Source organism: Vibrio ostreae (assembly GCF_019226825.1).
Taxonomy (GTDB): domain Bacteria; phylum Pseudomonadota; class Gammaproteobacteria; order Enterobacterales; family Vibrionaceae; genus Vibrio; species Vibrio ostreae.
On record NZ_CP076643.1, the window covers coordinates 365816 to 378502 of the forward strand.

Consider the following 12687-nt stretch of genomic DNA (forward strand, 5'->3'; position numbering starts at 1 on the left):
GTGGTGTTTGTTTTATTTGTATTTATAAATTAATAGCTTAGATTGTTTTTCTTAGGGTGAATACCTCTAGAGTGGTAATTACTTTTTCATAACTGATCTGAGTCAATATTTGTCCCACAGTGAAAGATTATACTCAGCCATGAAAGCAATTTACTAAGCCTGTCGTTAGATAAATGATTGACGAAATGGCCAAAACTTAAAGACACATGCTTAATAAAGAGTTTTTAACATTTTTATATTTTTAGGAGATTCATTATGCCTGTAACTAACTTGGCTGAACTTGATGCTCTTGTAGCACGTGTGAAAGCGGCACAAGCCGAATTTGCTACTTACACTCAGGAACAAGTAGACAAAATCTTCCGTGCAGCATCGCTGGCAGCTAACCAAGCTCGTATTCCCCTGGCGCAACAAGCGGTAGCGGAATCTGGCATGGGTATCGTTGAGGATAAAGTAATCAAGAACCACTTTGCGTCTGAGTTTATCTACAACAAGTACAAAGACGAAAAGACTTGTGGTGTGCTGGAAGAAGATGACAACCTGGGCACGATGACTATCGCTGAACCGGTCGGCATTATCTGCGGTATCGTTCCAACCACTAATCCGACTTCCACTGCGATCTTTAAGTCTCTGATTTCTCTGAAGACTCGTAACGGCATCATCTTCTCGCCACACCCACGTGCCAAGAACTCTACCAACGATGCAGCGAAACTGGTTCTGGATGCAGCCGTAGCGGCTGGTGCGCCAAAAGATATCATCGGCTGGATTGATGAGCCGTCTGTCGAACTGTCTAACGCGCTGATGAAACACGAAGGTATCGCTCTGATCCTTGCGACCGGTGGTCCGGGCATGGTGAAAGCGGCGTACTCTTCAGGTAAACCAGCGATCGGTGTGGGTGCGGGTAACGTACCGGTTGTGATTGATGAAACAGCTGACATCAAACGTGCAGTAGCATCAATCCTGATGTCTAAAACATTCGACAACGGTGTCGTGTGTGCTTCTGAGCAGGCCGCTATCGTGGTTGATTCAGTGTACGATGAAGTGAAAGCACGTTTTGCTTCTCACAAAGCGTATGTACTGAGCAAAGCTGAAGCGGAAAAAGTGCGTAAAGTACTGCTGATTGACGGTGCGCTGAACGCGAAAATCGTAGGTCAGCCTGCAGCGAAAATCGCGCAAATGGCGGGTGTGACTGTCCCTGCAGACACCAAAGTACTGGTCGGTGAAGGCCTGGGTAAAGTCTCTCACGATGACGAGTTTGCGCATGAGAAATTGTCTCCGACTCTGGGTCTGTTCCGTGCCGATGACTTTGAAGATGCGGTTGCACAAGCAGTAACCATGGTTGAAATCGGTGGTATCGGCCATACTTCAGGTCTTTACACTAACCAAGACGTGAACGCAGACCGTATCCGTTACTTCGGTGACAAGCTGAAAACTGCACGTATCCTGATCAACATCCCAACCACTCACGGTGGTATCGGTGACCTGTACAACTTCAACGTTGCGCCGTCTCTGACCCTGGGTTGCGGTTCTTGGGGGGGGAACTCTATCTCTGAGAACGTAGGTCCTAAGCACCTGATCAACAAGAAAACTGTAGCGAAGCGAGCTGAAAACATGTTGTGGCATAAACTACCTAAGTCAATCTACTTCCGTCGCGGTAGTCTTCCAATCGCATTGAGCGACCTGGAAGGTAAAAAACGTGCGTTCCTGGTAACTGACCGCTTCCTGTTCAACAACGGTTATGCTGATGATGTGGTACAACTGCTGAAAGCTCAGGGTATGGAAGTACAGACTTTCTTTGATGTAGAAGCCGATCCAACTCTGTCTGTGGTTAAGAAAGGTGCTGAAGCGATGAGCAGCTTCCAGCCAGACGTTATCCTGGCGCTCGGCGGTGGTTCTCCAATGGACGCAGCGAAAATCATGTGGGTAATGTACGAGCACCCAGAGACTCACTTCGAAGAACTGGCAATGCGTTTTATGGATATCCGTAAACGTATTTACAAGTTCCCTAAAATGGGCCAGAAAGCTGAGCTGGTATGTATCACTACCACTTCAGGTACCGGTTCAGAAGTGACTCCGTTTGCCGTAGTTACTGACGACAAAACTGGTGCGAAATACCCACTGGCGGACTACGAACTGACTCCAAACATGGCTATCGTGGATGCTAACCTGGTGATGAACATGCCTAAGTCTCTGACTGCCTTCGGTGGTTACGACGCGGTGACTCACGCTCTGGAAGCCTATGTTTCTGTACTGGCGAACGAATACTCTGACGGTCAGGCTCTGCAAGCGCTGAAAATGCTGAAAGAATACCTGCCATCAAGCTACGCAAACGGTTCTAAAGACCCGATTGCCCGTGAAAAAGTACACAACGCAGCGACTATCGCAGGTGTCGCGTTTGCTAACGCATTCCTGGGTGTATGTCACTCAATGGCACACAAAATCGGCGCTGAGTTCCACCTGCCACACGGGCTGGCGAACGCACTGCTGATTTCTAACGTGGTACGTTACAACGCGAACGATAACCCGACTAAACAGACTGCATTCTCTCAATACGACCGTCCACAAGCACGCCGTCGGTACGCTGAAGTGGCAGACCACCTGGGTCTGAGCCAGGCTGGCGACCGCACTGCGCAGAAGATTGAACGTCTGCTGGCATGGTTGGATGAGCTGAAAGTGAATCTGGATATCCCAATGTCGATTCAGGCTGCAGGTGTCAATGAAGCTGACTTCCTGGCGAAACTGGATGAGCTTGCGGTTGAAGCTTTCGATGACCAATGTACTGGTGCGAACCCACGTTATCCTCTGATTTCAGAGCTGAAAGAAGTGCTGTCAGCTTCTTACTACGGTAAAGCGTTCGTTGAAGGTGAAACTTTCGAAGGTACAACCGTTATCAAGAAGAAAGCGGATCAGGAAGCTGCCAAAGTCGCCGCTCCAGCCGCAGCGCCTAAAGCGAAAAAAGACAAAGCTGAAGCGTAATGAGATAAGTTTTCGCTAGCACGAAAACCTAGCCATAAAAAAACCCGCCATCCGGCGGGTTTTTTTTATGGTCAGCCCCAAACCACCGCCCTGGCAGCCGGTAAGGCCTTGCCTGTGCCTTGGGACAGACTGATTAAGGGCATGAGTTGTGGCTGGCCGCTGTTATTACTGTATCTGGCCGGATTTAGGTTGCCGATAAACCACAGTTTGCATAGCATAGCGCTTTCGCTCTTTATCGGATCATCGCCCATGACATGGATTTTCTTTACTTTTCTCGCTGCTTTCATGCAATCCTGGCGTAATGCCTTTCAAAGCCATCTTTCCGGCGATGTGAAAACGGCCGGTGTGACCCTGGCCCGTTTTCTGTGGGCAAGCCCGATCGCTGCGCTCTATCTGCTCGGACTGTATCAATACCAACCCGAGGCAGCACTGCCAATTTTTAATCTCAGCTTTACCAGTTTTGTGGTCGGAGCCTCCGTGATGCAAATCATTGCTACGGCTTTGATGGTGAAATTGTTTAAATTCAATAATTATGCGGTGGGTGCCGGACTCGCCAAAAGTGAAGCCTTGGTCGCCGCTATTCTAGGGATGATTTTCTTTGGCACTCACCTGAGTCTGCTCGGATGGAGCGGGGTAGTGATAGGTGGTGTCGGAGTGTTCATGATGAGCACACAGGGCGGCTGGCGTCAGTTGTCGGTACCGACGGTTTTACTTGGCCTCGGCAGCGGCAGTGCTTTTGCGTTAACATCATTATGGATTCGTGAAGCCAGTCTTGCGCTCGGGTTGCCTTTTCCATATAGCGCCGCTTGGGTGTTGCTGTCGGTCATCTCGCTCCAGACTCTGATGCTGGTGGCGTATCTGCTGGTGAGCGATCCGGCCACGCTCAAAGCACTATGGCTGCGCCCCAAGATTGTGGTGGCGACCAGTGTGTGCAGCTGTATCGGTTCGCTCGGATGGTTCAGTGCGATGTCGCTGGAGGCGGTACCGTATGTGAAAACGTTGGGTCAGGTGGAGATCTTTTTCACCATGCTGATCTCTGTATTCTGGTTGCGACAGAAAGTGCGAATTAAAGACGGGCTGGGACTGATTTTAGTTGCCCTGGCGGCAGTATTAGTGATGTGGACCTGACCCGGTTGTATTAATCAGGCAGCCCGATCGGATACCCGATTGCGGATAATAAAAAGCCTCTCAATCGAGAGGCTTTTTGCTGTTTCAATCACAAGCCGTTGATTAACCGGCCAGTGAGTCAGTGGCCACTTTATAGATTGGGTCTTCTTTGACGTTAATCTCGACCAGGCTGCCAGCTTTGTGCAGCAGGGCACGACAATCTTCACTCAGGTGACGCAGATGCAGGGTTTTACCGACCGAGGCGTAACGCTCGGCGATAGTCTCAATCGCTTCAATCGCTGAATGGTCGGCAACGCGTGACTGGGCGAAATCAACAATCACATCTTGCGGGTCGTTCTGCGCATCAAACAGCTCGAGGAAATTAGCCGCAGAGCCAAAGAACACCGGGCCGTTGATCAGGTAAATTTTTGAACCTTCGTCATTGATTTGGGTGCTGGCATAAATGTGTTTTGCGTGTTCCCAGGCAAACATCAGAGCTGAGACAACCACACCCACTAATACTGCAATGGCCAGGTCAGTAAATACCGTTACTACGGTCACCAGTACGATAACAAAAAAGTCTTGTTTTGGTACGCGGCGTGCCAGTTTGAAGGTGGCCCATTCGAAAGTGCCAATCACGACCATAAACATCACACCAACCAGCGCAGCCAGCGGGATCATTTCAATCAGTGATGAAGCAAACAGAATAAAGAACAGCAGCATGACCGCAGCAACGATACCTGACAGTCGGCCACGGCCGCCTGAGTTAACGTTGATCATCGACTGGCCAATCATGGCACAACCACCCATAGCGCCGAACACGGAACAGGTCATGTTCGCCAGACCCTGACCCATACATTCGCGGTTTGACTGACCGCGTGTGTTGGTCATTTCATCCAGAACCGTCAGTGTCAGCAGAGATTCGATCAGACCGACAGCGGCCAGAATCACTGCATAAGGCAGGATAATTTGCAGCGTTTCCAGTGTCATAGGAACTGTTGGCAGAGCGAAGGTCGGCAGATTGCCAGCCAGGGTCGCTGCATCATTACCCGACATTGAGCGCAAGAAGTCGACCACAGTACGTGTTTCCAGCCCCAGGCCTTGTACCAGCAAAGTAATAGTGACTATCGCAACCAGTGACGAGGGTACTGCCGTGGTCAGCTTAGGCAAAAAGTGAATGATTGCCATCGTCAGGGCGACCAGACCCAGCATCAGCATCATCTGATCTTGCGGTAGCCAGGTCAGGATGCCATTCAGATCCGGTGCTTTAAACTGGCCAAGCTGAGCCAGGAAAATCACGATAGCCAGGCCGTTGACGAAACCAATCATGACCGGATGTGGCACCATACGAATAAACTTGCCCAGTTTGAACAGGCCTGCGCAAATCTGTAATACACCGGCCAGCATAATTGCTGCGAACAGGTACTCAATACCATGGGTCGCAACCAGGCTGACCATAACCACTGCCATCGCACCCGTTGCACCGGAGATCATGCCAGGACGACCACCAAAAATAGAGGTGACCAGACCAACGATGAAGGCGGCATACAGACCAACCATAGGATCTACGCCTGCCACAAAGGCAAACGCGACGGCTTCGGGAACTAATGCCAGTGCTACCGTCAGACCGGATAGCACGTCATTTTTTACCGAATGCTTGGAAAATTGGGGGAATTCAAACATGAGTACTCAGTTTTTTCGCTGTCGTTAAATGAACGGCGACACTTGTGCGTGCTGTGTTTAGCAGTGCCTGGTGACGACTGACGTCATCCGGGACCAACCGAAACTGGGGAAGCAAAGAGTAGCAGCGTTTAGGTGTCGCTAGTTAAGCGCAGAATGGTACTGAATAGTGTGATTAAGTTCAACAATTAACCGGCCGAATGTCTGAGCAGGGATGAAATTATTACTGTGATGAATGATCGAGTATCAGCCGTTATCAGCAGCTGTTATCAGGACACACATCCTTGTGAAGGCAGAGCAGTTATCAGGACACACGTTTGCGAGGATAAGGGAGGGGGGAAACCGTGTTGCATGTCAGTTCAGCGTGTGCCGATAGCGATGTTTGTCAGACTTTTGCTTGTTTTCTAGGCAGTTAAGTCTAGTTTTGACTGAAAATTAACGGAGTAGTGTGATTGGTGTCATATACTGGCGGCTTTGCCATTTTTCAGTTGGAGGTTATCCATGCCATTGTCAGCAAGAAACACGGCACTGACGGCGTTAATCAGTGCATTGTCTTGTTCTGCCTATGCGACTCAGGAGCAAGGTGCACAAGAGACACAAGGGGGACAATTCAGCGGGGATGCCAAACTAGGCTTTATCTATTCCAAAACGGATAGTACTTCGATGTCGATCAACTCAGGTGCCACAATTAATTATGATGAAGAGATGCGTAAGCAAAAGCTCTCTCTGGCGACCTACTATTCACATAAGTCCGATAGTGACGCTGATGACGACGGGACCAACAAATATCGTGTGATCTACGATATCAAACACACCTTATCGCAAAGCTCTTTTGTGTTTGGTAACGCCAAGTACGAGCATGACCAATATGCGACTTATCGTCACCAGGCGCTGTTAGTAGGTGGTTTTGGTTATACCTTACTTGATACCGAAACATCGAAACTGGAAGTTGGTGCTGGTCCGGGTTTCCGTTATTCGAAACGTCAGTCTTTTGATGAAGACCATCCTAACCGTTCAGAGGATGAAATCATTGCCAACGGCTTTATTAATGGCAGCTTGAAAGTCAGTGATGCACTTGATATTGGTGGTGGTGTACGGATGGACTACGGTGATTCAAACACAACCACAACAGCCAACGCGTACCTGAAAAACAAACTGGCCGAGAAACTGGCACTGGTGCTGGATACGGAATATATCTACAACACAGAAGTGGCGTCTGGCAGAGATCATGATGAAATCTACAGTACCATCAGCCTGAACTACGCGTTCTAATCGGTCCGTCGCCCGTCATGGGTGAGGCCGTTCGTTGAAAGGGACATCGCCAGTTCTGAGCGACAAATTGTAATAAAAAAGCCCACCTTCTCAGGTGGGCTTTTACTTTTCAGCGTATTAGTACGTTAACAGCGACGTTAGTCAGTTACTGTGGCTTAGTCATTGCTGCACCGGCCTGGTTGCGAGCAACCTGACTGCCGGCACCGCGAGGCTGGTAACGTTCAGCGCGGAGTGGTGCTGCCACTACGGCAATCTCTTTCAGCTCACTGCTGCCTGGTGCTTTGGCCATTGGTGCTGATGCACGGCCGGACGTCACGGCGATTGCTTTCGGCGCTGTGATAATCACAGGTGCTTCTTCAATCACTGGCTCCATCACTTCTGCAACCGGCGCTGGTTCAACACTTGGTTCAGTTGTCACCACTTCAGCAGCCGCTTGTGCAACCTCAACGTCTTCTGTTGCTGGTGCCTCTACTGCCGCAGCGATTTGTTCTGCCGCTGCCGTAGGCGCTGCTTCTGGAGCTGGTGTGCTGACTTTAACGGCAGGTGCTTCAATCACAGGGCTTTCAGCGACTGGGGTCTCAACAACCGCTGCCGTTTCAACCACGACTGCTTCAACCGCTGCATTGTCTGTTACCAGCTCTGCCACCGGCGCTTCACGACGGATGATCACTTTACCCATCGCCATCTCCGGACAAGCGAAACCGCCCAGAGTGACATTAGTTTGCGCCTGTTGTTCTGCTTTTGCTTTCTTCGGCTTCGGCAGATCATAACGCGGCATCACTTTACCCATCGCCATTTCCGGTGATGCGACACCACCTTTACGCAGACGGAATGGGTTCGGACGGCGGTCGCGACCGCGACGACGACGCTGACCACTGGCACGTAGATGACGTGGTGAGCGGCGGTTACGGCGTTGTTTCTGCTCGTCTTTTTCAGTATTTTCCCCGTCAGTGTCAGCAACCTTGGTATTGTTATCTTTCACTGATTTCGCTTCTGCTGTCTGCTCTGGTTGAGCGGCTGCAGTGATGGCTGCTTCAGTTTGATCCTTAATACGGATCTGCTTGGTCAGTTTACGGCGCTGACGACGCTCTTTGACAACGGCCGCTTTTTCCTCTTGCGCTTCCTGACGAGGCGCTTCGGTTACGTCTTGTTGCTGAGCGTCGGTCGCCAGTTTGCGACCCTGTTCCATCACCTTGCTGGATTTCGCTTCATCGCGTTTGCTGTCGTCACGTTTGTTGCGACGCTGATCATTAGCATTGCGGTCGTTACGCTCGTTACGATCTGTGCGTTCCTGTTTTGGTTTACGCTCTTGCTTACGATTGCTTTGCGCGTCTTTATCCGCAGGCTTATTGCTCTCTTGTGGTTTCGCATCTTTCACGTCATCCGCTTTGCGTCGGTTCTTATCACGCGGATTGCGGCGGCGATCGTTACGTTCACGGCGAGGTTGGGAAGACTTGTTGCGGTCACCTTGCGGTTTCTGCTGTGGTTTTTCCTCAGTTTCCTGAGCTTGTTTTGGCTCTTCTGCCTGAGGTGCGGCAAATAGGTTTGACAGAGCGTTCAGGAAGCGGGAAATCAGGCCCGGTTTTTCTTGTTGCACTGGAGCTGGCGCAGCTTGCGGTGCTTCGACCGGCTGTGGTTTAGGTACCGGAGCCGATTGAGTCGGAGCCGCAAAACCTTTCAGCACTGGTTCTTCCAGACGCTTAGGTTTGATATCGGCATCACCCAGATCTTTGCCTTCTGCTTCTTTCATTGATTCCAGTTTACGTGGAATCAGGTAAGACAGCATTTCCTGCTCTTCACCTTCGCGGATACGGATAACTTCGAAGTGCGGCGTTTCCATATCAGAGTTCGGTACCACAGTGATTTTCACATCTTGGTGACGCTCAATGTGGTTAACGGAACGACGTTTTTCGTTCAGCAGGTAAGAAGCGATCGAGACTGGCACAACCGCCAGTACCTGAGAGGTGTTGTCTTTCAGTGCTTCTTCTTCAATCAAACGCAGTACAGACAGCGCCAGAGATTCGTTGTCACGCACAACACCGGTACCGGTACAACGCGGACAGATGTGATGGCTGGCTTCTGCCAGCGACGGGCTCAGACGCTGACGCGACATTTCCAGCAGGCCAAAGCGCGAGATACGGCCGATCTGCACGCGAGCACGATCCAGGCGCACAGCTTCACGCAGACGGTTTTCTACTTCACGCTGATGGCGAACAGGTGTCATGTCGATAAAGTCGATAACAACCAGACCGCCCAGGTCACGCAGACGCAACTGACGAGCAATCTCATCGGCCGCTTCCAGGTTCGTGTTCAGAGCCGTCTCTTCAATATCGCCGCCTTTGGTTGCGCGTGCTGAGTTGATATCGATAGAGGTCAGAGCTTCAGTTGGGTCAATAACGATTGAACCGCCGGAAGGAAGACGAACTTCACGTTGGAAAGCAGATTCGATCTGGCTCTCGATTTGGAAGTGGCTGAACAGTGGCACTTCACCATCGTATTTCTTGACTCGGTTAATGAAGTCAGGTCGCACCAACCGGATGTGTTCCAGAGCGCGTTCATAGATGGTGTTGCTGTCGATAAGAATTTCGCCGATATCGCGACGCAGATAGTCACGAATGGCACGTACGATGACGTTACTTTCCTGGTGAATCAGGAATGGGGCCGGGTTAGAGTCAGATGCCTGTTTGATTGCGCTCCAGTGGTTGATAAGCACATTCAGGTCCCACTCCAGCTCTTCCGCACTTTTCCCAACACCTGCGGTACGAACAATTAGACCCATACCTTGCGGTAGTTCCAGCGTGCTTAGTGCTGCCTTAAGTTCAGTGCGTTCATCACCTTCGATACGACGTGAAATACCGCCGGCACGAGGGTTATTTGGCATCAGAACCAGGTAACTGCCAGCCAGTGAGATAAAGGTAGTCAGAGCCGCGCCTTTACTGCCACGTTCTTCTTTCTCTACCTGTACGATCACTTCCTGACCTTCCGTCAGCACTTCTTTAATGCTTGGGCGGCCTTGGTAACTGTAACCTTCTGGGAAGTATTCGCGGGCAATTTCTTTAAGAGGAAGGAAACCGTGTCTTTCAGCGCCGTAGTCGACGAATGCGGCTTCCAGACTTGGTTCAATGCGGGTAATACGTCCTTTGTAGATATTCGCTTTTTTCGATTCATGTCCAGGACTTTCGATATCCAAATCGAACAGTCGCTGGCCATCGACCAACGCGACACGCAACTCTTCTTTTTGAGTTGCGTTAATTAACATTCTTTTCATTTAAAAATCTCGTTATCTTTTCTTCATTTTGATTGTTGTTCTTATTGCTTTTGTTTCGTTTTCACGGTGCCTGATCCCATGGCTTGGTTATTACAGCCTCCCGGCTGGAGGGGGATGCTCTGAGGGCACTTCAGTATCACAAGCGTTTCACTCGCCTGTGATCCGCGTAGTGGCGGAGGATACTCAACATGAAATGACGATGAGTAGAGCAACAAGAACGCCTTAATCAACTGTGTCTTACGCCGTGTGCAGCACATCGGTTTTTGGCTTAGCTACTCATAAACTTGCGTTAATCAAACGGCTACAGATAATATGCCACCTGTTCGATTATTGCAGCTGTGAACTATAGCAGTGACTGGTAAACTCAGCAATCTGCTTTATTAGAAAGCGCTTAAAATTTTGCGGTTCTGTATAAAAAATGTCAGTGAACACGCAAAATTCTTAGTGAAAACCAGTGACAAATTTGAGTTTTGCGCGTATTCCAGGCTTTAACTGTCGGAGCAGTGCGCCGCATTGATGTGAGTTTCAACAATTTAGCTTAAGTTTTAAGCTGAAAGCGTTTTTTTTGTTACCAAGAAAATGTGAATTTCATCCTATTACGGTTAGAATAGCCGCCATGAGCGAAATAAGAACCCAAGTCCAGTTCGTTGATATCGACGAAGACATGGCTGGTCAGCGCATTGATAATTTCTTGCGCAACCAATTAAAAAACATCCCTAAAAGCGTGGTTTACCGAATCCTGCGTAAGGGCGAGGTGCGCGTCAATAAAAAACGCGTCAAAGCCGAATACAAGCTGGCGGCCGGCGATATGGTGCGGATTCCGCCGGTGACCATGGAAGTGAAAGAAGAAGAGATCGCGGCACCGAGTACTAAGCTCAATAAGGTCGCAGAACTGGAGCATTGTGTACTGTATGAAGATGAGCATCTTTTGGTGCTCAATAAACCATCCGGTACAGCGGTGCATGGCGGCAGCGGCTTAAAGTTTGGCGCGATTGAAGCGCTGCGTGCGCTGCGTCCGCAGGCTCGCTTCCTTGAGTTGGTGCACCGGATTGACCGCGATACGTCAGGCATTTTGTTGGTGGCTAAGAAGCGCTCGGCGCTGCGTCACCTGCAGAGCCAGTTTCGCGAAAAAACCGTGCAGAAGTACTACTTTGCGCTGGTGATGGGGGAGTGGAAAGCCAGCTGCAAAGCGGTCAATGCGCCACTGCTGAAAAACGAAGTGAACAGTATCGTGCGGGTCAACTCGAACGGTAAGCCGTCAGAGACCCGTTTTAGAATTCTTGAGAAGTTTTCACAAGCTACGCTTGTTCAGGCAAGTCCGATTACCGGCCGCACCCACCAGATCCGTGTGCACACTCAGTACATGGGTCATCCGATCGCCTGGGATGATCGTTATGGTGATCGCCGTTTTGACGCCTATACCGCTAAGTTTGGCATTGACCGTCTGTTTTTACACGCCGCCAACATTCAGTTTGTTCATCCGGGCAGCGGCGCAAAAATGGAAATCAATGCGCCTCTCGACGATAAACTGGAGCAGGCACTGGCCAAAATGCGTCAGGCAGGCTGATTCTTTCAGTCAGAGCGACTGGTGGTGTAGCAATGCAAAGGCTTGTCGGATGACAAGCCTTCGTTATTTGTGGCTGAATTAAGTTATGTGGTGAAATTAAGTTATGCGGCGAAATTAAGATATGCAGCGGAATGAAGTTTCAGCTCAGCTTAATGCTTACAGTACCGCAAACTGCTCGTTTTCCAGCAGGCGAATAAGGCGAATCAGCGGCAGTCCGACCAGACTGTTCGGATCGTCGCCTTCCAGCCGTTCAAACAGGGCGATGCCGAGTCCTTCACTTTTAAAGCTGCCTGCGCAGTGCAGTGGCTGCTCCTGGTCAACATAACGGCTGACCATCTGTGGAGTGAGCTTGCGAAAGTGAACGGTAAAGGTATCTAAAACCACCTGAGCCTTGTCGGTGCTGCGGTTATACAGTGCCAGGCCCGTATAGAAGGTGATCGCCTGACCGCTCTGACTGAGCAGCTGTTCGATGGCTTTATCACGGGTGTGGGGCTTGCCGACAATCCGGCCGTCAATGACACACACCTGATCCGAGCCAATCACCAGGCTGTTGCCGGTAACCTGGCAGGAGCGTGCTTTCGCCTCAGCAAGGCGCAATACCAACTGCTCCGGACTCTCACCGACCAGTGGGGTTTCATCACAATCCGGGGTGGCGGTGGTAAACGGGATCTGCAGTTTGGCGAGCAACTGTTGACGGAAAGGGGAAGTTGACGCTAAAACAAGTTGGTAATTTTGCATCTTTTTATACGCTTCTTACTGTACAATTATCATGGGTTTTACGGCAGCTTATATCAACAAACAGGCTGCTCATAATTCTCTA

7 protein-coding genes are annotated in these 12687 nt (G+C 50.2%); 4 read left to right on the forward strand and 3 right to left on the reverse strand.

Translation table 11 applies throughout. The features are described from left to right. The first annotated feature begins 255 nt into the window (after positions 1-255). Positions 256-2973, forward strand: a complete 2718-nt coding sequence (adhE, locus tag KNV97_RS07965; RefSeq protein WP_136482707.1) for a bifunctional acetaldehyde-CoA/alcohol dehydrogenase — start codon at positions 256-258, stop codon at positions 2971-2973. Positions 2974-3222: 249 nt separating this feature from the next. Then, the gene (locus tag KNV97_RS07970) at positions 3223-4101 is read left to right on the forward strand and encodes a DMT family transporter (RefSeq protein ID WP_136482709.1); all 879 of its coding nucleotides are present in this window, start codon (positions 3223-3225) and stop codon (positions 4099-4101) included. 102 nt (positions 4102-4203) lie between these two features. Here the strand turns inward: KNV97_RS07970 and KNV97_RS07975 are convergent, their stop codons facing one another. Then, a complete protein-coding gene (locus KNV97_RS07975; RefSeq protein WP_218562852.1) occupies positions 4204-5763 on the reverse strand; it encodes a SulP family inorganic anion transporter in 1560 nt (519 codons plus the stop codon). Between the two features lie 498 nt (positions 5764-6261). Here KNV97_RS07975 and KNV97_RS07980 point away from each other — a divergent pair, with 498 nt between their 5' ends. Next, on the forward strand, positions 6262-7032 hold the full coding sequence (locus KNV97_RS07980) for a DUF481 domain-containing protein (RefSeq protein WP_136482713.1): 771 nt from the start codon (positions 6262-6264) through the stop codon (positions 7030-7032). Positions 7033-7177: 145 nt separating this feature from the next. On the opposite strand, the gene rne is transcribed toward KNV97_RS07980, so the two are convergent. After that, on the reverse strand, positions 7178-10300 hold the full coding sequence (gene rne / locus KNV97_RS07985) for a ribonuclease E (protein ID WP_136482716.1): 3123 nt from the start codon (positions 10298-10300) through the stop codon (positions 7178-7180). 616 nt (positions 10301-10916) lie between these two features. Here rne and rluC point away from each other — a divergent pair. Then, entirely contained in the window at positions 10917-11867 is a 951-nt protein-coding gene (gene rluC / locus KNV97_RS07990) for a 23S rRNA pseudouridine(955/2504/2580) synthase RluC (protein WP_136482718.1), read from the forward strand. Between the two features lie 156 nt (positions 11868-12023). On the opposite strand, the gene KNV97_RS07995 is transcribed toward rluC, so the two are convergent. Then, positions 12024-12605, reverse strand: coding sequence for a Maf family protein (locus KNV97_RS07995; protein WP_136482720.1), 582 nt, complete (start codon positions 12603-12605; stop codon positions 12024-12026). Between the last annotated feature and the right edge of the window lie 82 nt (positions 12606-12687).